Origin of the sequence: Flavobacterium sp. DG2-3 (assembly GCF_030730925.1) — a bacterium.
In the GTDB taxonomy this organism is placed as follows: domain Bacteria; phylum Bacteroidota; class Bacteroidia; order Flavobacteriales; family Flavobacteriaceae; genus Flavobacterium.
Map to the genome: position 1 here is coordinate 43,411 of NZ_JAVAMB010000021.1, position 20,250 is coordinate 63,660.

The 20,250-nt window shown below is 34.7% G+C and carries 21 protein-coding genes and 3 tRNA genes; 16 read left to right on the forward strand and 8 right to left on the reverse strand.

What is annotated here, in order from left to right:
* Positions 1–54: 54 nt before the first annotated feature.
* The gene (locus tag Q9Q97_RS20420) at positions 55–384 is read right to left on the reverse strand and encodes a helix-turn-helix domain-containing protein (RefSeq protein WP_306160506.1); all 330 of its coding nucleotides are present in this window, start codon (positions 382–384) and stop codon (positions 55–57) included.
* A 119-nt stretch (positions 385–503) separates the two neighbouring features.
* On the opposite strand from Q9Q97_RS20420, the gene Q9Q97_RS20425 reads away from it, so the two are divergent.
* The 4 genes from Q9Q97_RS20425 (at position 504) to Q9Q97_RS20440 (ending at position 3,767) form a co-directional block, all read left to right on the forward strand.
* Positions 504–773, forward strand: a complete 270-nt coding sequence (locus Q9Q97_RS20425; RefSeq protein ID WP_306160508.1) for a hypothetical protein — start codon at positions 504–506, stop codon at positions 771–773.
* A gap of 46 nt (positions 774–819) precedes the next feature.
* Positions 820–1,023, forward strand: coding sequence for a hypothetical protein (locus Q9Q97_RS20430; protein WP_306160509.1), 204 nt, complete (start codon positions 820–822; stop codon positions 1,021–1,023).
* Positions 1,024–1,202: 179 nt separating this feature from the next.
* Positions 1,203–2,972, forward strand: coding sequence for a glycoside hydrolase family 9 protein (locus tag Q9Q97_RS20435; RefSeq protein ID WP_306160511.1), 1,770 nt, complete (start codon positions 1,203–1,205; stop codon positions 2,970–2,972).
* A 21-nt stretch (positions 2,973–2,993) separates the two neighbouring features.
* Positions 2,994–3,767: a ThuA domain-containing protein gene (locus tag Q9Q97_RS20440; RefSeq protein ID WP_306160513.1), complete on the forward strand. Its 774-nt coding sequence runs from the start codon at positions 2,994–2,996 to the stop codon at positions 3,765–3,767.
* A gap of 41 nt (positions 3,768–3,808) precedes the next feature.
* Here the strand turns inward: Q9Q97_RS20440 and Q9Q97_RS20445 are convergent, their stop codons facing one another.
* The gene (locus Q9Q97_RS20445; RefSeq protein ID WP_306160515.1) at positions 3,809–4,327 is read right to left on the reverse strand and encodes an STM3941 family protein; all 519 of its coding nucleotides are present in this window, start codon (positions 4,325–4,327) and stop codon (positions 3,809–3,811) included.
* Positions 4,328–4,792: 465 nt separating this feature from the next.
* Here Q9Q97_RS20445 and hmpA point away from each other — a divergent pair, with 465 nt between their 5' ends.
* The 3 genes from hmpA to Q9Q97_RS20455 all read left to right on the forward strand — a co-directional run bounded on the left by hmpA (position 4,793) and on the right by Q9Q97_RS20455 (position 7,746).
* Positions 4,793–6,004 (forward strand): NO-inducible flavohemoprotein, encoded by a 1,212-nt coding sequence (hmpA, locus tag Q9Q97_RS20450; RefSeq protein ID WP_306160517.1) that lies wholly within the window; start codon positions 4,793–4,795, stop codon positions 6,002–6,004.
* Between the two features lies 1 nt (position 6,005).
* On the forward strand, positions 6,006–6,209 hold the full coding sequence (locus tag Q9Q97_RS23290) for a DUF2798 domain-containing protein (RefSeq protein ID WP_371878226.1): 204 nt from the start codon (positions 6,006–6,008) through the stop codon (positions 6,207–6,209).
* Between the two features lie 256 nt (positions 6,210–6,465).
* Positions 6,466–7,746 (forward strand): MFS transporter, encoded by a 1,281-nt coding sequence (locus Q9Q97_RS20455; RefSeq protein WP_306160518.1) that lies wholly within the window; start codon positions 6,466–6,468, stop codon positions 7,744–7,746.
* A 222-nt stretch (positions 7,747–7,968) separates the two neighbouring features.
* Here the strand turns inward: Q9Q97_RS20455 and Q9Q97_RS20460 are convergent, their stop codons facing one another.
* The 4 genes from Q9Q97_RS20460 to Q9Q97_RS20475 form a co-directional block, all read right to left on the reverse strand.
* On the reverse strand, positions 7,969–8,760 hold the full coding sequence (locus tag Q9Q97_RS20460; RefSeq protein WP_306160520.1) for a Fic family protein: 792 nt from the start codon (positions 8,758–8,760) through the stop codon (positions 7,969–7,971).
* Between the two features lie 136 nt (positions 8,761–8,896).
* Positions 8,897–8,970: transfer RNA gene (locus Q9Q97_RS20465), tRNA-Arg, on the reverse strand.
* A 32-nt stretch (positions 8,971–9,002) separates the two neighbouring features.
* Positions 9,003–9,077, reverse strand: a tRNA-Pro gene (locus Q9Q97_RS20470).
* 14 nt (positions 9,078–9,091) lie between these two features.
* A tRNA-Ser gene (locus tag Q9Q97_RS20475) sits at positions 9,092–9,175 on the reverse strand.
* A gap of 239 nt (positions 9,176–9,414) precedes the next feature.
* Between Q9Q97_RS20475 and Q9Q97_RS20480 the strand changes: the two genes are divergently transcribed.
* The 3 genes from Q9Q97_RS20480 to Q9Q97_RS20490 all read left to right on the forward strand — a co-directional run bounded on the left by Q9Q97_RS20480 (position 9,415) and on the right by Q9Q97_RS20490 (position 12,510).
* On the forward strand, positions 9,415–10,593 hold the full coding sequence (locus tag Q9Q97_RS20480; protein WP_306160522.1) for an acetyl-CoA C-acyltransferase: 1,179 nt from the start codon (positions 9,415–9,417) through the stop codon (positions 10,591–10,593).
* Positions 10,594–10,662: 69 nt separating this feature from the next.
* A complete protein-coding gene (locus Q9Q97_RS20485) occupies positions 10,663–11,424 on the forward strand; it encodes a C40 family peptidase (RefSeq protein WP_306160524.1) in 762 nt (253 codons plus the stop codon).
* Positions 11,425–11,448: 24 nt separating this feature from the next.
* Entirely contained in the window at positions 11,449–12,510 is a 1,062-nt protein-coding gene (locus Q9Q97_RS20490; protein WP_306160526.1) for an SMI1/KNR4 family protein, read from the forward strand.
* A 261-nt stretch (positions 12,511–12,771) separates the two neighbouring features.
* Here Q9Q97_RS20490 and Q9Q97_RS20495 read toward each other — a convergent pair whose 3' ends face one another.
* A complete protein-coding gene (locus tag Q9Q97_RS20495; RefSeq protein ID WP_306160527.1) occupies positions 12,772–13,617 on the reverse strand; it encodes an AraC family transcriptional regulator in 846 nt (281 codons plus the stop codon).
* 115 nt (positions 13,618–13,732) lie between these two features.
* Between Q9Q97_RS20495 and Q9Q97_RS20500 the strand changes: the two genes are divergently transcribed.
* The 4 genes from Q9Q97_RS20500 (at position 13,733) to Q9Q97_RS20515 (ending at position 16,512) form a co-directional block, all read left to right on the forward strand.
* Positions 13,733–14,719: an aldo/keto reductase gene (locus Q9Q97_RS20500; protein WP_306160529.1), complete on the forward strand. Its 987-nt coding sequence runs from the start codon at positions 13,733–13,735 to the stop codon at positions 14,717–14,719.
* 317 nt (positions 14,720–15,036) lie between these two features.
* Positions 15,037–15,642: an NAD(P)H-dependent oxidoreductase gene (locus Q9Q97_RS20505; protein WP_306160531.1), complete on the forward strand. Its 606-nt coding sequence runs from the start codon at positions 15,037–15,039 to the stop codon at positions 15,640–15,642.
* A gap of 2 nt (positions 15,643–15,644) precedes the next feature.
* A complete protein-coding gene (locus tag Q9Q97_RS20510) occupies positions 15,645–15,923 on the forward strand; it encodes a putative quinol monooxygenase (RefSeq protein WP_306160533.1) in 279 nt (92 codons plus the stop codon).
* A gap of 124 nt (positions 15,924–16,047) precedes the next feature.
* A complete protein-coding gene (locus Q9Q97_RS20515) occupies positions 16,048–16,512 on the forward strand; it encodes a DUF3291 domain-containing protein (protein ID WP_306160535.1) in 465 nt (154 codons plus the stop codon).
* 175 nt (positions 16,513–16,687) lie between these two features.
* On the opposite strand, the gene Q9Q97_RS20520 is transcribed toward Q9Q97_RS20515, so the two are convergent.
* A complete protein-coding gene (locus tag Q9Q97_RS20520) occupies positions 16,688–17,395 on the reverse strand; it encodes a trans-aconitate 2-methyltransferase (protein WP_306160537.1) in 708 nt (235 codons plus the stop codon).
* Positions 17,396–17,689: 294 nt separating this feature from the next.
* On the opposite strand from Q9Q97_RS20520, the gene Q9Q97_RS20525 reads away from it, so the two are divergent.
* Both Q9Q97_RS20525 and Q9Q97_RS20530 read left to right on the forward strand, forming a co-directional pair.
* A complete protein-coding gene (locus Q9Q97_RS20525) occupies positions 17,690–18,571 on the forward strand; it encodes a LysR family transcriptional regulator (protein WP_306160539.1) in 882 nt (293 codons plus the stop codon).
* A gap of 369 nt (positions 18,572–18,940) precedes the next feature.
* Positions 18,941–20,230 (forward strand): DUF2130 domain-containing protein, encoded by a 1,290-nt coding sequence (locus Q9Q97_RS20530; protein ID WP_306160541.1) that lies wholly within the window; start codon positions 18,941–18,943, stop codon positions 20,228–20,230.
* Positions 20,231–20,250: the final 20 nt, after the last annotated feature.

A 20,250-nucleotide genomic window follows, 5' to 3' on the forward strand; every position in this document is an offset into this window, starting at 1 on the left:
TAATTAATACTGTAAAATTTAGAATTGTTAGCCGTTTTTGGAATTCATTATGTATTATTCCTCAAACTTTGTGTCTGCCAAGCGCAACCTTATATCATGAATACGGCCTTCTATTTCTTGCAGATCATTCAAAATAGTTTGCTTTTCATAAATTGCTCCAGCTTCATTAACCATATTCTGCTCATCATGAGCAAAAAGATCATTCAAATCCACATCCGGAAAATTTTTACTTAAGCTAATAATAAATTCAGAACCAATACTAGCCGTTCCATGTAAATATCTTCCAATCATAGCAGGGCTAAATCCTAAGATTGCCCCAACTTCTTTCTGCTTTAATCCTTTATCCTTAAAGAATTTACTTAGTTTCTCGTGATACATCATCATTAAAATTCATAGAAATATATAGCCAAAATATATTTTTTAACATTAAAAAGAATAATAAATATAATAATATTCTTACATTTACATAAACCATTACCATGTAAATAATAATTAGCAAATATATGTCAAAATTAATCAATAATAGCAATTTTAAAGAAGATAATTCTCACAATAAAAAAGCTTACGAATTTATAGATAAGCATTTACCTGTAACTTATGTAGATCTTACCATTGCTTGTATGGTCAAAAAAGGGCAGCCAGCACCAAGCAAAGCATTAATTAGAAACGTTAGAAACAAAACAATTTTAAGAAATGATGTTTTACTCGCCTTAGTAGAAGTCGCTCATGAAAACAAACAAGCAATCGAAAAAATAAAACTTTTAACCTCGTAAGCAATTAAAATACTATAACCCGTTTTTCCATTTAAGTTTTAATTTTATGACAAACCAAAATACCAATAAAAAAGATAACAGACAGTCAGATTCCATTCAAAATCAATTTGAAATTTCCTCTTATAATAAAATTGATTTAGAAAATAAACCTTATTTGTACGGAATGAGTGCAGAGCAGTACAAAGAAGGACTAGAAATTCACTCTAAATGTTTCAGTCAGATGAAAAACGTGAAAGGGATAATGAATTAAAACTGTTTGCCTGCAAAAAATCACATCAAATACACATCAGCATTTTTTTATTTTTAGCATAAACGATACTAAAATTAATCTGTTTTGCAGGTTTTAGGTTTTTAGAACAAAACAATTTGGTTTAGGTAAAATTTCTCTTTTTTGTAATTTGCCTTTTCTACTAGCTAAAAAACTAAACCATGATAAAATTCAGAAAACAATTAAGTTGTGCATTACTAGTTTTGTTCTTTTCTGTTTCGGCTTATAGCAAAACGGTCATTTTTGTCAATCAAGTTGGGTTTGATCCGAAGAGTCCAAAAATTGCCATTATTGAATATTATAGCAATCTTTTAAATTCAACTTTTGACCTTATAGATGCCGATTCTGGAAAAACAGTTTTTACTTCTAAAATTGGAAAAGCAGAAAGTGTAGCCGATTGGAAACTTGGCATTTTTTATTATAAAGCCGATTTTTCCTCTTTTCAAAAACCTGGAAATTATAAAGTTACATTCAAAATTGCAGATCAAATTTATACTTCTGCCCGTTTTTCTATAGAAGAAAACATATTGGCTAAAAGAACCATTTCTTCGATTGTTCATTATTATAACAAGCAAAGAGCCAATACTCCTGAAGAACTGGAAGCGGACAAGAACATGCTATTATTTGGAAGCACAAAAAAAGTAGACGTTCACGGCGGATGGTGCGATGCATCTGGAGACGTAAGCAAATATTTTTCTCATTTAGCTTACGCCAATTTTGTATCGCCACAGCAGACGCCTTTGGTTACTTGGTCGTTAATCAATACTTCTGAAAAAATCTCAAAACAGCTTCGACAATGGAAAATAAAAGATTCTCTAGATAACGAAGCTATTTGGGGTGCCGATTATATGATGCGCTGTCTTTCTGATGAAGATTATTTCTATATGATTGTTTTCAGTTATTTCGATAAAAATCCAGCAGCGAGAAGAATTGTTGGACTCAAAGCCAATAGTGTTACGACAGATGAATACCAATCTGCTTTTCGCGAAGGCGCCGGAATGGCAATAGCCTCGCTTGCCAGAATTTCAAAATGGAATAAAAGCGGCGATTTTACTTCAAAACAATATTTAGACGGTGCCAAACGAGCTTATGCGCATCTTTTAAGTAACAATACCAAATATGACGACGACGGAAAAGAAAACATTATAGACGATTATTGTGCTTTGATGGCAGTGACAGAATTATGGATTGCGACCAATGATTTTTTTTATAAAAATGAAGCCAGAAAATGGGCGCATAAACTTGAAGACCGAATGACGGATAAAGGATGGTTTAGAAGCAACGACGGAAATCGTCCGTTTTGGCACGCCGCCGATGCAGGTTTGCCAATCGTTGCGCTTACAAGATATTTGGAAAAGGAAACTGACAATAAAGAAAGGAATGCTGCCCAAAATGTCATTAAAAAAGCTTTAGACTATAATTTATCTGTTACAAACAATGTGGCAAATCCGTTTGGGTATGCGAGACAAAGTTTTTTATATAATAATAAAATTCAAGACGGATTTTTTATTCCGCATGAAAATGAAACTGGCTGGTGGTGGCAAGGCGAAAATGCCCGATTAGCTTCATTAGCAACTGCAGCAATAGAAGGCGGAAAAAGTATTTCGATTCCAAAAAACAGCAGCACAAAAAAAGAACTCGATTTATTCGCATCACAGCAATTGTCTTGGATTTTAGGCTGTAATCCCTATTCAATGTGTTTCTTGTACAAATTTGGAGAAAACAACGTTCCTTATATGCATTCTAATTATGGACACGGTTCAGAAAAAGGCGGAATCTCTAACGGAATTACAGGCAAAGATGGAAATGGAGATGGTTCTGGAATTGATTTTAAAACAGAAGACAAAGGCAACGAATGGCGCTGGACCGAGCAATGGATTCCGCATTCAGCATGGTTTTTACAAGCCATAACCGCAATGGTTGAACCTTAATTAAACATAAAAAATGCTTTCATGAAAAATTCAATATTTTTTATTTTACTTATTTCAGGCTGTTTTGTAGAGCAGAATTGTTTAGCCCAAAAACAAAAAAAATCACGTTTTAAAGCTTTGGTTTTATATGAAAATGGCGGACATCATCTGGATTTTACAAAAGCAGCAAAACCTTGGCTAAACAAACTTGCAGCTGACAGCAGTTTTACAATTGATTATATTGAAAATACTAAAACAATCAATGAAGCACTTTTAAAAAACTATCAAGTCTTTATACAATTAGATTATCCTCCTTATACCTGGAGCGAAGAATCGATGCAGGCCTTTCAAAAATATATGAACAGCGGAAAAGGCGGCTGGATTGGCTTGCATCATGCTACTTTACTTGGAGAATTTGACGGATATCCAATGTGGAAATGGTTTTCTGATTTTATGGGAGGAATCACATTTAAGAATTACATACCCGATTTTGCAAGCGGTAAAGTTACTATTGAAGATAAATTGCATCCTACAACGAAAAATCTTCCGTCTGATTTTCTCATCAAAAAAGAAGAATGGTATACTTATGATAAAAGTCCGAGACCAAATGTTCATGTTCTGGCTTCCGTCGACGAATCTACTTACCAGCCCGATTCAAAAATAAAAATGGGAGATCATCCTGTGGTATGGACAAACGATCATTTTGCTTCCCGAAATGTATATATTTTTATGGGACACGCGCCAGAATTATTTCAAAATGAAGCTTACACTACGCTGCTTCGAAATTCTATTTTTTGGGCTGCCGGAAGAAATTAATTATAAACGAAAACGCCACTGAGTTGAGTGGCGTTTTCGTTTTATTTTTTCCAATAGCTTAAGAATAAATCGTATAAAGCTTTTGCATCAATATCTACTTCAGATGCAGAGTACATTATATTCACTCTAGAATTTTGCTCATCATGAGCCATTTTCCAAAGAAACTTAGAGACACGGCCTTCGTACTTCGTAATATTGTCAATTGTAACCGCAACCAAAGTGTCACCTCCTACTTTGTTTAATTGCACATCGGTAACATCTTGCCATTCTATTCTTCCAAAGGCTTTTGCGACTGGAGTTGTTCTTCCAGAAAACCCATTTGAATCTATTTGAATCAATGGAGACTTATCTTTTACGCTTGCAAGCATTTTAAATGTCAAAACAAGCATTATTAAAAGAATAGCGCCAGAGGCAATCGATAACTTTACTTTAAATATTCCATCAAAAGTTCCGATGCCATATAAAAATGCAATGGCTAATAAAACACTGATTCCGCTAGCATACAAAAGTAAGTTTCTGGTTTTCTTGGTATTTCTGTACAGATTTGTTTCTTCATTCATGGGGCGTAGTAAAAATTTTTATTTGTTATTAGAATTAAAATGAAGATGCAATTTACTTCAAAATATTTTTAAAAGCCAGAAACGCCCGTAAACATTGAGTTTTTTATTTGTTAAAACAAAAAAACTCAATTAAGAGCCAATGAGGCTAATTCTTTTCTCAACGATGGATTTTGCCTATTTATCGAAAATCTGATTTGTTTTATCTGTGTTATAGAGACCTTATTCATAAATAATAAAATCACCTTCCAATATTGAATCATTTTTTATAACAGGACGACAAATACTTATAAATACAGAAATTAAAACTTTTTTGAAGTTAATATCTTTGTCACACACTTATGATTTCTCTTTATGATTGAAATCATAAAAAGCAGCATATCTCCCAGATTAAATTTGTGGATGCAGGATTCAATGCAATTTGAATTACTGAATTCCAAATATTTATAAAATCTAAAAGAACACAAAATGACTGCAACTCAGAAAGAGCTTATCGCCGCAACAGTACCTATCCTCCGCGAAAGCGGTGAAGTGCTTACCAATTATTTTTATGAAAGAATGTTTAGGCACCATCCTAAACTTAAAAATATGTTCAACATGGGTAACCAAGCCAACGGAAAACAGAAATCGGCTTTAGCCAATGCCGTACTGGCTTACGCAGAAAATATAGAGAACCCAAGCGTACTGATTGGCGTGCTAAAAGGCATAGGATCAAAACATGTCAGCCTGAACATACAGCCCGAGCATTACAAAATAGTAGGAAATCATCTGATTGCTTCAATTAAGGAAGTAATTGGTGAGCCAGCCACAGATGAAATTCTAGAAGCGTGGACGGTTGCTTATTACCAGCTGGCAGACATCATGATAAACCTTGAAAAAGAGCGTTACGCTGAAAATTTATCTAAAAACGGAGGATGGAATGGCTGGCGAGAATTTATTATAAAAAAAATCGAACAGGAATCATCAGAGATTAAATCATTCTACCTCTATCCGAAGGACGGAAAAGAAATAGCCGATTTTCATCCTGGCCAGTTCATAAGTGTCCAAGTTTTTATCAAGGAACTAAATCTGCTTCAGCCAAGACAATACAGTTTGTCAAGCTCTTATAATAGAGAATACTATAGAATTTCTGTTAAAAAAGAAACTGGCATGAATTCAAATCCGTCAGGCAGAGTATCCAATGCCCTGCATTCCAAGTCCGAAGGAGATATTATTTCAATTTCTGCTCCTGCCGGTCTTTTCCACTTAGAAAAAGATTCAAAGGACCCATTGGTACTTATAAGCGGAGGTGTTGGACTTACTCCAATGTTAAGTATGCTGGAAACGAACATAAATTCTCTACAGAATAAAAAAACAGTCTGGATCCATGGATGCAGAAATGAAACTGTACATGCTTTTAAAAAACAGATTGAGCATTTTAACCAAAATTCAGAATGGCTCGAAACTTATACCTTTTATGAAACAATTGAAAATGATACAGACCTGCCATCAAATACTTCACTAGGACGAGTAGATCTTGAAAAATGCCGTAACTCAATTAAGCTCAGCGGAGCAAGATTTTTTATCTGCGGTCCAGAAATTTTTATCAGAACACAATATCAGAGCCTGCTCAATTTAAATATAAGTGAAGAAAATATTTTTTACGAAGAATTTGGTCCTCAACTGATAAATTTAAATTAAGATGCAAGTAAAAGAAGTCATCATAAAGAAATCATTTAGAAAAATTTTAAAAAATTTGATAACTACCTTCTTTATAACCCTAACATTAGCATATACAAATTATGGTGAAAGCAACAATTTTATATTCCTCTGGATGCGGTCTTGGGTGATTGCAGCTCTGATTTCAAATTTATTTTCCATTTTTATTTTTTCAAATAAAAATTAACAGCTAGGCCTTCATTTATGAAGGCTTTTGCTTTATATTCAGTACATAAGGATCATTTAATGAAGCATTTAAAATATGTAAATAGTAGAAGAGATAAGATAAGTATTCTAAGAACTTCTACTTTTAATAAATTAAAGACTCTAATTTGTCTTAACTAGTTTAGTCCAGGCACAAATTATAACAAGCAACATGGAAATCCAATTCTTTGCTGTTGCATTTGAATTCGTATATTCGGCCTTTATTTTGAAAAAAGAGAATGATTGCAAAATTGAATGAAAAAAAATCCTATCCATGGATTGTTGTTGCCCTATTATGGTTTGTTGCTTTATTGAATTATTTAGACCGACAAATGCTCTCCACTATGAAATCAGCGATGATGGATGACATTCCTGAACTGGCTAAAGCTGAAAATTTCGGTCTTTTGATGGCTATTTTCCTTTGGATATATGCGCTCATGAGTCCTGTTTCAGGAATTATAGCGGATCGGTTTAACAGAAAGAGAATAATTATAGGAAGTCTTTTTATCTGGTCAGGTGTGACTATGGCGATGGGTTATGCCACGACATTCAATCAGATTTATATTTTGCGTGGCATTATGGGTTTTAGCGAAGCCTTTTATATTCCAGCTGCACTATCCTTGATTGCAGATTACCATCAGGAAAAAACACGCTCTTTTGCAATCGCGATTCATACTACCGGAATTTATTTAGGACAGGCACTGGGTGGTTTTGGAGCCACTATTTCGAAGCATTTTTCTTGGCATTTCAGCTTTCACTCTGTAGGTTTACTCGGTGTGCTTTATAGTATAGTACTGCTGTTTTTTTTACAGGAAAAGAAAGTCTACTTTTTTGATCCTTCAAAAAAATCATCTGTCAATTATGAATTCAGGCAAATGTTTAAAGGATTGGGAATATTATTTGGAAATATCTCCTTTTGGGTTTTACTCTTTTATTTCGCTGCACCAAGTTTACCAGGCTGGGCCGCCAAAAACTGGTTGCCCACCTTATTTACCGAAACTTTACATTTAGACATGTCTTTAGCGGGACCAATGGCAACCGTCACCATTTCCATGTCTTCTTTTTTTGGCGTTTTAATTGGTGGTGCCATTTCAGACAGATGGGTGATGAAACATCTTAAAGGACGAATTTACACCAGCGTTATTGGATTATTTCTTACCATCCCGGCATTATTTTTATTTGGTTACTGCTTTAATATAGAGGCTATTATTTTTGGGGCTATACTTTTTGGACTTGGATTTGGAATATACGACACGAACAATATGCCGATTCTTTGTCAGTTTGTTGCACCTCGCTACAGGGCTACTGGATATGGAATTATGAATTTTGTAGGTATTTCGGCTGGAGCCGTTATCACTGAGTTTTTAGGAAAAGCAGCTGATAATGGAGGAATGAGAAACGTTTTTATAATGCTCCTATTTGTTGTTGTCACTGCCATCGTTTTACAGCTGGTGACCTTGCATCCAAAAACTATAGATATGACTGAGGAAAAAGATTCTACAGGCCATGATGAACATTAAAAATGCTAAAAATTTCGTCACTTTAATTGAGTTCAAAAGATTGGCATTAATTTTTTAAACCAATAAAACATCATAAATTCCGCTATCGTCAAAAATAAACTATTCGAACAGGATATTTTATTGCATATTTTGCCGATAACGGAATTTTATTATCAGAGAGGACTTACGCCACTATTTTCTTCGAATAAAATAAAGAGACGCTCCTAACAGGTAAAACATGATCTAAAAAAGAAAACCAAACCCTTTTCCTGATTTTGAAGAAAACCCATCTTCAAACTTTTTAATTTCATTTAAAAGATATTCTTCATATTGCTTTTTCATAAACTCTCGAAAAATCCCAATATCCTCTTTTTCTCTTGTATCAATCAGAGCCTGAATATATTCTTGCTTATCTTCGCTATTAACAATGGCAAGTGGAACATCATAAAATGCCTGGATATAATTCATCAGCAATCTTGAAGTTCTGCCATTTCCATCATAAAACGGATGAATACTAACAAGATTAAAATGAGCATCAAACGATAAATTTAATTTTTCATCGACTGATAAATTTGTTTTCATTTTTTCATTAATAAATCCAATCAGATCATTAGTCAATCTTTCCACTTTATCATAATTAGGAAAATAGGAAACTCCAGCAGTTACGTTTCCTTTTCTAAACATTCCTTTGCTAGCATCCACCTCTCCAAAAACAGTATTGTAAAGGCCTCCCGTATTTTTCATTACATAAGAATTAATTTCTTTAATCAATTCTATTGTTATTGGCGTTTTATTTCTTGCTTTCTCAATGATAAAATGTAGTGCATTAAAGTGATCTGTAACCATAAATGTATCATTCACTGGTTTTCCTTTAGGTGTTAAACCGTTATCTAAGAGAATTTGAGTTTCTAATTCAGTTAACGTTGATCCTTCAATTTTTGTAGAATGATGGCTAATAGAAATCAAATTAAATTTCTCATAATGCAATACATCGGCAATTCCTAAACTTTTATATTTTGATATAAGAGATTCCATTGATTTGTGGTATTAGAAAAGTTTATATAAAAATACAATTCTAAATCAATTAAATCGAAAACTCCTTAAAAATCATCGGTAAAATGAGCAGATTGTACAAAACAAAAAAGCCACTCAAATTGAGTGGCTTTTGTTGTGATCCCAGAAGGATTCGAACCTTCGACCTACGCATTAGAAGTGCGTTGCTCTATCCAGCTGAGCTATGGAACCATTTGTTTTAAAACTTTATGGCAAAGTTTCTGTCGGGGTGGCAGGATTCGAACCTGCGGCCTCCTGCTCCCAAAGCAGGCGCGATAACCGGGCTACGCTACACCCCGAGGCAAAATTTAAGCGGAGAGACAGGGACTCGAACCCTGGCGACGGTTACCCGTCGACAGATTAGCAATCTGCTCCATTACCGCTCTGGCACCTCTCCTTGCTCAAGGAATTGCTTCCGTTTTGCGAGTGCAAATGTATAACAACATTCCATTTCTCACAAGCTTTTTTTTGAGTTTTTTTAGTTTTTTTTCATCTTTTTTCAAAACCACTTCACAATCAAACGAATAGAATTAACAAAAATTTCACCTTAAATTTAAAATTCACCCGATTCAATACAAAATTTGAATTTATTCAAATAAACAGTAAATTTGCTAGATAACTATTATTAAACAGAACATGAACAAAAGAGTTGTTATCGTTTCTGCCGTTAGAACACCTATCGGAAGTTTCATGGGCGGGTTATCTACTGTACCTGCACCAAAATTAGGCGCTGCTGCCATAAAAGGAGCGCTTTCAAAAATCAATCTTGACCCAAAACTTGTTGATGAAGTTTTTATGGGCAATGTAATTCAGGCGGGTGTTGGACAAGCTCCAGCGCGTCAGGCAGCACTGTTTGCCGGTTTGTCTGAAGAAGTTGCTGCTACAACTGTAAACAAAGTTTGTGCTTCTGGAATGAAAGCTGTAATGTTCGCCGCTCAGGCAATTGCGTGCGGAGATGCTGAAATTGTAGTTGCAGGCGGAATGGAAAGCATGAGTTTGATTCCACACTATGTGCAAATGCGTGCTGGAAACAAATTTGGTCCAGCTACAATGTTGGACGGTATGCAGAAAGATGGTTTGACAGATGCTTACGATAACAACGCAATGGGAGTTTGCGCTGATTTATGTGCAACTGAATACAACATTAGTCGTGAAGAACAAGATGCTTTCGCAATTCAATCTTACGAAAGAAGTGCAAAAGCTTGGGACGCTGGAAAGTTCGATAACGAAGTGGTTCCTGTTGAAGTTCCTCAAAGACGTGGTGAACCAGTTATCTTCTCAAAAGACGAAGAATATACTAATGTAAAATTAGATAAAATTCCTTCTTTAGCACCAGTTTTCACTAAAGACGGAACTGTTACTGCTGCTAACGCTTCTACAATCAACGACGGAGCTGCGGCTTTAGTTTTGATGTCTGAAGAAAAAGCAAACGCTTTAGGATTAAAACCTTTAGCGTACATAAAAGGCTATGCAGACGCTGCGCAAGAACCAAAATGGTTTACTACAAGTCCAGCAAAAGCGTTACCGAAAGCTTTAGACAAAGCTGGAATTTCAATTTCAGATGTGGATTATTTCGAATTCAACGAAGCATTTTCTGTTGTTGGATTAGCCAATGCAAAAATCTTAAATCTAGATAACGATAAAGTAAACGTAAACGGCGGTGCTGTTTCTCTTGGACATCCTCTTGGAGCTTCTGGAGCGCGTATCATCGTAACTTTGCTAAACGTTTTAGAACAAAACAATGCAAAAACTGGAGCTGCTGCAATCTGCAACGGTGGCGGTGGAGCATCGGCAATTGTTATCGAAAGAGCTTAAAACAATATCAATAAAAATCAGGAGTTATCAATAAATGACTCCTGATTTTCAACTTATAAATTTCCATACATGTTCGGAATCTGCAATCTTGCCATAGTACCCGTTCGAGCTGAAGCTAGTGACAGAAGTGAAATCGTAACACAGCTTTTGTTTGGCGAACACATCGAAATTTTAGAACGCCAAAATCAGTGGGCTAAAATTCGGATTCAGTTTGACGACTACGAAGGCTGGGTCGATTCTAAGCAATATCAGGTAATTTCTAAAGAGCAGTTTGATCAGTTGAGCAAAGAGGCCATAATCTTAAATGCCGACTTAATTGATTACATCACAGCTCCAAATAATCTTTTGCTTCCAATTCCGTTGGGGGCTTCGTTATCTTTTCTAAACAATAACGAAATCAACACTTCTAATTTTGATTTTGAAGGAACTAAAACCAGTGGCATAAAACCTAAAAGTGCGCTTATTAAAACTGCTTTTATGTATTTGAATGCTCCGTATTTGTGGGGCGGAAAAACGCCTTTCGGAATTGATTGTTCTGGTTTTACTCAAATGGTTTACAAATTAAACGGCTATAAAATTCATAGAGACGCATCACAACAAGCACTTGAAGGCGAACCGTTAAGTTTTATCGAAGAATGCGAACCAGGCGATTTAGCTTTTTTTGATAATGCCGAAGGAAACATCATTCACGTCGGGATCATTATGGAAAACAATTACATTATCCATGCAAGCGGTAAAGTTCGTATTGACCGTTTGGATCATTCTGGCATTTATAATCCTGAACTGAATAAACACACACATAATCTACGCGTAATTAAGAAAATCATCTAGTTTAAACTCCTCAAAAAAGCAGCAATGACAAAAATTGAATTATCCAAAAACGGCTTTCAGATTAACAGCATAAACATCGAATTCCCAATTGATATAACAGTTTTAAAACAAGCTTTAGGAGATTCTAGACACATTCAAAAAAAGCATAATCACGTTTATACTTGGGACGATCAAGGCATTATGGCTTTTTCTAAAGAAGGAGAAAAAGCAGAAAGTCTTGCTATTGAGTTTGAAGTTAGAGAATATGATTATTGTGCAAAAAACATCTTTAGCGGCCAATTTATTTTCGACGGACAACAATTATTTGACTACTACGAAAACAATAAAAATCAACTTGTCAAACTTTTTAAAGGCGACAGAAGCGGTGCTTTTATCCTAAATGGAATCAGCGTTTGGTTTGATAAAGAAGACGGAAAAATCACAAGTTTAAGTATTTCTGCTCGCGAAGAAGAAGAAGAAAAAATCCAAAAGGAAAAAGTACCTCTTGATCAAGAATTCAAAGCATTTGAACCTTTATGGCAGGAATGGATTGCAGAAATCAATAAAATTGTCTCTACAAACAACGACTACTACAATCTTACAGAAGGGATTTCAGAAGAAGACATAAAAAATCATTCCATTATAGAAGACGAAATAACCATCCCTCCTGCTCTATTAAATTTTTATAAAGTTCAAAATGTCGATTACGATGCCGTAACTGCAGTTTTTCAATTTGGAGTAAACAATTGGAGTTATGATTTGATTCCGTTTGAAGATATTCAAGAAGAATGGAATTCGATACAAGATTTACAATTTGACGAAGATGATTTGCCAGACCAAGAAATAGACTTCGAAAAAATCAATACAGACAATTACGCCAATCCAAAATGGATCCCGTTTGCTACAGGAAGAAACGGCGATTATCTAGTTTTTGATACCGATCCCGCCTCAAAAGGAAAATTCGGTCAGATTATCGAACTTCAAAACGAATCTTGGTCGAGAGATATTGTTGCAGAATCTCTAGAAGAATTAATTCAAAACGAAATCAACAATCTAAAAACGGGCAAAACCGAGCATTTTGATTTTATTATTGGGAAAGAAAGCTAAAGTACGGTGATAACACAGATTCACTTCGTAAAAACGCGGATTTGAACTGATTTTTTATTTTTTTTCTCCCGCAGATTTAGCAGATTGTGCGGATTTATTCTAAAAAGAAATCTGTTTAATCTGCTAAATCTGCGAGAAGAAAATTAATAAGCTCAAAAGAGAAATCATTTTAATTCTTTTAATCTGTGGCAAAATAAAAATTAGTGGAAATTCGAGTAATTCGTGGCAAAAAAAATCCGTGCAAATTAGTGCAATTCGTATTTAAGCACTCAATCGAATCGTCTTTCTAAATTCAGATGGACTATACCCCTTTTGTTTTCTAAAGAATTTATTAAAATGGCTTTCATCCGTAAAACCAAATTCATACGCAATTTCATTAATGCGCTTATCACTGAATTGCAGTCGATGTTCAATGAGTTTCGTTTTATAATTGCTGATATATTGTTGCATAGTTTCGCTCGCATGTTTCTTAAAATAACGTCCTAGATACGTATTCGAAATTCCGAAATAATCACTTATCGATTCCGCTTTAATCTTTTCAGGATAGTAAATATTATTCTGAATGTATTGCAAAATATCCATCGCTTTAGCTTCCGTACTAATAGAAACCTGCTCCGGAAGATATTTCGCAATATTTCGCGCCACAATAATAATCAGCGTATTCACCAGCTGCTGAATCAATTCCTGATTGTAGACATCTTTATCCTGATGTTCGCGGCAAATCGCTTCAATCATCACTTTTACCAGACATTTATCTGGATCATTTTTCAAGATACAACCCGGCTGATGATTCGCATTTTGAAGAATATATTCCAATCGCTGAATATTTTCATTCTGCAGACTCGAGTTTTTCAAATAAATATCATTGAATCGTAAAAAGAAAAATTTCGTTTTCATTTCAATCGTAAAATTATGGCAATCCTCAGGCGTCAATAAAAATAAATGACCGGGATCATATGTAAAAATATTTTTATTGATACACTGAGAACCAGTGCCTTCCAAAATATAAACCAGCTCAAAAAAATTATGACGATCTCCCACATCTGGATATTCATCTAGCGTCTCAAACGAAACCGTAAAAGGCTCATATAAATTTTCTTTTTTCATGTCGAAATTATTTGAAGATGCAAATATACCTAAAAAAGACAAATATATACCAAATACAACTCGTAAAAACAGTATAATTTTGCCTTATCAATTTTAAACAGAAAAAATCACAATCATGGAATATAGAAAATTAGGCAACTCAGATCTAGAATTATCAGCAATCACATACGGCGCATTTGCCATTGGCGGAACCATGTGGGGCGGAACCGAAAAGAAAGATTCAATCGACTCGATTCACGCTTCAATAGATAATGGCGTTACTACAATTGACACCGCTCCTTTTTACGGATTTGGTTTAAGCGAAGAAATGATTGGCGAGGCTGTTAAAAGCGTTGATCGTTCTAAAGTGCAATTATTGACAAAATTCGGTTTGGTTTGGGACGGAAGCAACAACGGAAAAGGAGATTTCTTTTTCGATGCTGACGACAACGGTAAAAAAGTGCCGATTTACAAATATTCATCCAAAGAAAACGTAATCAAAGAAATCGAAGACAGCTTAAAACGCCTTCAAACCGATTATATCGATTTATTGCAAATTCACTGGCCAGACGTTACAACACCAATTTCTGAAACTATGGAAGCGGTTGAAAAACTAATTCAGCAAGGAAAAATCAAAGCTTTTGGAGTAAGCAATTACAATATCGATCAAATTAAAGAAGCTCAAAAAACAGTTCAAATTGCGTCAAATCAAGTAGCTTACAGCATGCTAAACCGTTCAATCGAAGCAGATTTAATTCCGTTTACAGTTTCAGAAAACATCGGAATCATTGCTTACAGCCCAATGGAAAGAGGTTTATTGACCGGGAAATATTTCACCGACAGCAAACTAAAAGAAAACGATCACAGAAACGGTTATTTCGGAAAATTCGATTTACAACAAGTAAAAACTTTAATCGAAGAATTAAGTTCTTTAGCAAACGACAAACACATTTCGATTTCTCAATTAGTACTTCGCTGGACGACTTTACAAAAAGGAATTTCAATTGTTTTAGCCGGAGCTAGAAACGCAGAACAAGCCATTTCAAACGCAAAAGCTATGGATTTTGATCTTTCTGCTTCAGAATTAGATTTCATCAATCAGGCAATTTCTAAAGTTAAATAATACTTTATACATAATATTTTAAACACATAGAAACATAGTTTTGCTTTGCGCTTAAGGCGTTTCACTTGCATCAATTCATCCCGAAGCTTCGGGACCATGTGTTAGAAACTAGTTTCTTTCCACTTCCTTTTCCAGAAAGAAAAAAAACTATGTTCCTATGTGTTTAAAAAAAATCTCAAACATTAAAATAATTTGGGTGTGTCCCGCAGAAAAAGCGGGTCGGGCTTTCGGCTATATCTTTTGTTCCATTTCATTTCACAAAAGGATACCGCCTCTATCCCTCACACATCCGTTTTCAAAAGAAGTAACAGTTAAAAATGAAAAAGATATTTATAATAAACGGCGGGCAGAAATTTGCTCATTCAGGAGGACAATTCAATAAAACCGTTCAGGATTGGACAATTGAATTCCTTTCAAAAAACAACAATTACGAAATAAAAACAACTCATATTGAAGACGAAATCGATCTTCAAGCAGAAGTAGAAAAATTCGTTTGGGCAGATTTAATCATTTATCATACACCAGTTTGGTGGTTCCAGATTCCGAATCTTTTCAAAAAATATATTGACGATGTTTTCACACAAGGCCATAACAACGGAATCTACAAAAGCGACGGAAGAAGCCGCGTAAATCCAGATATCAATTACGGAACCGGCGGGCTTTTACACGGACGCAAATACATGCTAACCACAAGCTGGAATGCACCTGCAACTGCTTTTACGCTCCCAGGTGAATTCTTTGAAGAAACTTCTGTTGACGACGGCGTAATGTTTGGTTTTCACAAAATGAACAAATTCACCGGAATGGAACGCATAAACGGATTTCATTTTCATGATGTTGAAAAAGGCGCTACACCAGAAAATATCGTTATCTTTAAGGAGAATTATACCAAACATCTAGAAGAAACCTTTAAAAACTTATAATTATGATTTCAATTACTGCCATCTTAAAAAGCAAACCTGAGAACTTAATTGAAGTTCAAAATCTGTTAAACCATCTGGTTACCGAAACCAGAAAAGAAGTCGCTTGTATTCGTTACGATTTGCATACTTCCGAAAATGTTTTTATTCTTTGGGAAGAATGGAAAGATCAGCCTGGCTTAGATTTACATAACGAACAATCCTATTTAAAGGAATTCATTCAAAAAACAGAAAACTTAGTTTCAAGCCCAATTCAGGTTTATAAAACTGTTCAGATTTTATAAGTTTTTCCGCCACGAATTCACGAATTTTTTTTTTTTTTAATCTATGCGCAAAGCATTTAAAATAATTCGTGAATTCGTGGCGAATAAAAAGCTAACTTACCTACGAAACAGAACTTTATCAATTATGAGCAACTACCACCTTGCCGAAATTAATATTGCCAAAATGAAAGGCGTTGACATCAACGACCCAATCATGAAAGAATTTGTAGACAACTTAGATACCGTAAACACCTTAGCCGAGCAAAGCGAAGGTTTTGTATGGCGATTAAAAGACCACGACAACAATTATAATGCAACAAGTTTTAATCCTTATAATGACGAGCAGATTATCATTAATGTCTCGGTTTGGGAAAACATCGAAACTCTAGAGCATTATATGTACAAAACCTTTCACAGCGAATTTCTCAAACGTAGAAAAGAATGGTTTCAAAAATTCGGAAAAGCACACACCGCCATGTGGTGGATTCCAAAAGGACAAATTCCAACTATGGAAGAAGCGGTTGAAAAATTAGACTATTTACAGAAAAACGGTCCATCAGAATTGGTTTTCGACTTAAGAACCAAATTTCCAATGCCTGTTAATGCTTAGATTTTTTTTATAGCCACGAATTTCACGAATTGCACTAATTTTTTTGCCACAGGTTAAAAAGGATTAAAATGATTTTTTTTAATCTGTGCTAATCTGTGTAATCTGTGGCAGAAAAATAGCCAAAGTTTATCAAATAAGATTAGTGAAATTCGTGTAATTCGTGGCTAAAAACTCTTTATTTAATTCCGCCAAAAGCACCAAAGCACATATTTTTGTGTAAAATTTCGACTTTAGAAAAACCCACTTTTTTGATCAAATCCAATTGGTAATTCATTGATCTTGGAGAATCTTCTTTTTCGATATAATCCAAAACTTTCTGGCGAGATTCAGCGCCGCCGATTCCTTCTAAATAATCGCCATAACGCTGCCAAGTATATTCATTCAATAAATCGGTGTCTTGCGTAATCAAATCCGAAATCATTAAGCAACCTCCGGGTTTCAATAATTTAAATAACTTAACAAAAGTGGTTTCCCAATCATTATCATCTCTCAAATGATGCAAAACCGCTCCTGCCAAGATAAAATCAAAATGATTTTCTGGTAAATCAACTTCTCTAATATCACCTTGCTTCACTTCTACCCTTCCTGAAGTTTCAGCAGAAACTCTTTCTAAAGCTTTATCCAACATCGGCTTACTTAAATCTACCAAAACACAATTCAAATTCGGGACTTTCGAAAGCATTTTTAAAGTATAATTCCCAGCTCCACAGCCAATATCCAAAACATTTTCAGCATTTGGAACAATTCTTTTGCAGGCTTCCGTTATTAATTCTAAAGAAATTGTCGCATCAATTGTAGCAACTTGACCTGTTTCTAAATTTGCAAAACGTTCGACATCATTGTCAAAACGTTCTCTGATTTCTTCAATAGTTGATTTTTTCATATGATTTGTTTTTAATATTTGCCACAGATTAAAAAATTAAAAAGATTAAAAATCTGTGTAAAATCTCTGTAATCTGTGGCTAAAATTTTTTCTCCCGCAGTCCCGATAGCTATCGGGAGCAGATCAGGCGAATCTTTGTGCTATTATAGATTGGAAATTGTAGTTAAAATGATTTTATCAAAAACTAATAATCTGCTCAATCTGCGGGAGAATTATTTTTTTTATCAAAACTAAAAATTCAATATATACTTTAAAAATACTATTTTTATCAATTAATAATACTTTTAAAGTATCATGGAATTACGTCATCTAAAATATTTTCTGGCTGTTGCCGAAGAACTGAACTTTACCAAAGCATCAGAAAAACTCTTTATTTCACAGCCACCATTAAGCCGTCAAATAGCCGAATTGGAAGACGAGCTTCAGGCAAAGCTTTTCATCAGAAACAATAAAAAAGTAGAACTCACCGAAGCTGGAAAATATTTCGAAAAAGAGTTAAAAGAGATTTTTCAAAACTTAGAGCGCATTTCAGTAAAAACCAAAAAAATTGCAGAAAACGTTTCGGGCGAATTTAGAATCGCTTATATCAGTTCGATTTATTCGTCTGTAATTTCAGATTTGATAAAACATTTGAAAGCACAATTCCCATACGTAAATTTTAAGCTTTTCGAAATCTCAACCACCAAACAAATCGATGCTTTAGAACAAGGAAAAATCGAAATGGGAATTATTCGATCGCCCATTCATTCACCTAAAATAAAAGCGCATTTATGGTTTAAGGATGGATTTTCATTGGTTTACAATAAAAATTCTGTTTCAATAAAATCAGAAAATGAGATTTTAAAACTGAAAGACGAAACTTTTGTTTTCTTCAATAAAGATTATGCTCCGCATTATCATGAAGTTTTACTAGAACTTTGTGCGTTTTATGGCTTTTCGCCGAAAATCATTCACGAAGCGAATAATATTAATTCGATCGTACAATTGGTTAAAAACGGTTTAGGAATTTCGATTGTTCCGTCAAACATTGCCAAAAATAATCATGACTCAGAGATTGGATTTATTGAATTGAAAAAGGTCAATTTATTTACGAATGTTTCCCTAATAACTTCAAAAGACGATCATTCTGAAATTACGCAATCAGCGGTTGAGTTTTTATTGCCGCAAAGGCGTTAAGGCTCAAAGTTTTTATTATTTAATCTCTCAAAGTCGCAGAAGCGCAAAGTTTGTTTAGCAAAGTAACCATTTAGTCTGTCATCCTGAGGAACGAAGGATCCCCTTAAGTAGCTCCGCACCGAAACCCAATCTTTGTCGAGTTTCTTGTGGAGATCCTTCATTCCTCAGGATGACAAAAATGAGAATAAACTTTGCGTTTCTGCGACTTTGAGAGATTAAACAAAACTTTGTGCCTTTGCGTCTTCGTGGCAAAAAAAATAGCTATAACAAAAAATCGTTACAATTTAGTACAGAAATCCATATTATAAAAACAGAACTTTTAAATACCTTAGCAAACTATAATTCTACAATAATACAATTTAATAAAAAATGGCTGAGCAATCTTCAATTCAGTGTCCAAACTGCGGAACTCCTATCGATGTCAATGATGTTTTAAAACATCAGTTGGAAGACAGCATCCGTAAAGAATTCCAACAAAAAGCTAATGTTCAAAACAAGGAATTAGAGTTTAAAAACGAACAATTGGAAAAAGCTAAATTGGAGTTTGAAGCGAAGAAAAAACAGGAAAACGAACTTTTTGCTGAACGTTTGGAACGCGAGAAAAAAACAGCTGAAAAAGAAATTGGCGAAAAACTAAAAGCCAAACTTGAAGAAGAAAACAAAGACCGTTTGCTTTTGATGGAAAAAGAGCTCTCTGAAAAATCGGAAAAAATCAGAGAATTGAATAAAATGGAAGGTGAAATAGCGAAATTACAACGCGAAAAACTGGAAATGAAAGAAGCGATTCAAGCCGAAGCTGAAAAGCAATTAAATGCGCAATTGGCTTTGGAACGCGAAAAAATTAGAAAGCAGGAAGACGATAAAAACGAACTGAAATTCAAAGAACTTCAGAAACAGCTTGAAGAACAAAAAAAGCTGACCGAAGAAATGAAACGCAAGCAAGAACAAGGTTCGATGCAATTGCAAGGCGAAGTAATGGAATTGGCAATTGAAGAATGGCTGGCAAACAACTTCCCGCTTGACAGTATTGACGAAGTTAAAAAAGGTGCAAATGGTGCCGATTGCCTTCAAATCGTAAATACCCGCGAACATCAAAATTGCGGTTCAATTTATTACGAAAGCAAAAGAACAAAAGCCTTTCAGCCTTCGTGGATTGAGAAATTTAAAAATGATATTCGAACCAAAAGAGCCAATATCGGAGTTTTAGTTACCGAAGTCATGCCCTCTGGAATGGATCGAATGGGAATGCGCGACGGAATATGGATTTGTACTTATGAAGAATTTAAGGGCTTGAGCGCTGTTTTACGTCAATCACTTATTCAAATTAATCAGGCGGTTCAGGCGCAGGAAAACAAAGGCGATAAAATGTCGATGCTGTATGATTTCTTGACCAGCAACGAATTCCGTTTGCAGATTGAAGGAATCGTAGAAGGTTTCACGCAAATGCAAAGCGATCTTGATTCTGAAAAAAGAGCGATGCAACGAATCTGGAAACAGCGTGAAAAACAAATCGAAAAAGTAGTTCATAATACTCTAGGAATGTACGGTTCGATTCGCGGTATTGCCGGAAATGCGGTTCAAAGCGTAAAAGCTTTAGAATTGGATTTTGTTGAAGGCGACGAAGAAGAAAACGAAGAACCTAAGGAGCTGTTTGAATAAAATTCCTCATTTTTTACATT

Coding starts and splice junctions, on each gene's coding strand:
- Q9Q97_RS20420 (WP_306160506.1), bottom strand. CDS start 384: ATGATGATGTATCACGAGAAACTAAGTAAATTCTTTAAGGATAAAGGA.
- Q9Q97_RS20425 (WP_306160508.1), top strand. CDS start 504: ATGTCAAAATTAATCAATAATAGCAATTTTAAAGAAGATAATTCTCAC.
- Q9Q97_RS20430 (WP_306160509.1), top strand. CDS start 820: ATGACAAACCAAAATACCAATAAAAAAGATAACAGACAGTCAGATTCC.
- Q9Q97_RS20435 (WP_306160511.1), top strand. CDS start 1,203: ATGATAAAATTCAGAAAACAATTAAGTTGTGCATTACTAGTTTTGTTC.
- Q9Q97_RS20440 (WP_306160513.1), top strand. CDS start 2,994: ATGAAAAATTCAATATTTTTTATTTTACTTATTTCAGGCTGTTTTGTA.
- Q9Q97_RS20445 (WP_306160515.1), bottom strand. CDS start 4,327: ATGAATGAAGAAACAAATCTGTACAGAAATACCAAGAAAACCAGAAAC.
- hmpA (WP_306160517.1), top strand. CDS start 4,793: ATGACTGCAACTCAGAAAGAGCTTATCGCCGCAACAGTACCTATCCTC.
- Q9Q97_RS23290 (WP_371878226.1), top strand. CDS start 6,006: ATGCAAGTAAAAGAAGTCATCATAAAGAAATCATTTAGAAAAATTTTA.
- Q9Q97_RS20455 (WP_306160518.1), top strand. CDS start 6,466: ATGATTGCAAAATTGAATGAAAAAAAATCCTATCCATGGATTGTTGTT.
- Q9Q97_RS20460 (WP_306160520.1), bottom strand. CDS start 8,760: ATGGAATCTCTTATATCAAAATATAAAAGTTTAGGAATTGCCGATGTA.
- Q9Q97_RS20480 (WP_306160522.1), top strand. CDS start 9,415: ATGAACAAAAGAGTTGTTATCGTTTCTGCCGTTAGAACACCTATCGGA.
- Q9Q97_RS20485 (WP_306160524.1), top strand. CDS start 10,663: ATGTTCGGAATCTGCAATCTTGCCATAGTACCCGTTCGAGCTGAAGCT.
- Q9Q97_RS20490 (WP_306160526.1), top strand. CDS start 11,449: ATGACAAAAATTGAATTATCCAAAAACGGCTTTCAGATTAACAGCATA.
- Q9Q97_RS20495 (WP_306160527.1), bottom strand. CDS start 13,617: ATGAAAAAAGAAAATTTATATGAGCCTTTTACGGTTTCGTTTGAGACG.
- Q9Q97_RS20500 (WP_306160529.1), top strand. CDS start 13,733: ATGGAATATAGAAAATTAGGCAACTCAGATCTAGAATTATCAGCAATC.
- Q9Q97_RS20505 (WP_306160531.1), top strand. CDS start 15,037: ATGAAAAAGATATTTATAATAAACGGCGGGCAGAAATTTGCTCATTCA.
- Q9Q97_RS20510 (WP_306160533.1), top strand. CDS start 15,645: ATGATTTCAATTACTGCCATCTTAAAAAGCAAACCTGAGAACTTAATT.
- Q9Q97_RS20515 (WP_306160535.1), top strand. CDS start 16,048: ATGAGCAACTACCACCTTGCCGAAATTAATATTGCCAAAATGAAAGGC.
- Q9Q97_RS20520 (WP_306160537.1), bottom strand. CDS start 17,395: ATGAAAAAATCAACTATTGAAGAAATCAGAGAACGTTTTGACAATGAT.
- Q9Q97_RS20525 (WP_306160539.1), top strand. CDS start 17,690: ATGGAATTACGTCATCTAAAATATTTTCTGGCTGTTGCCGAAGAACTG.
- Q9Q97_RS20530 (WP_306160541.1), top strand. CDS start 18,941: ATGGCTGAGCAATCTTCAATTCAGTGTCCAAACTGCGGAACTCCTATC.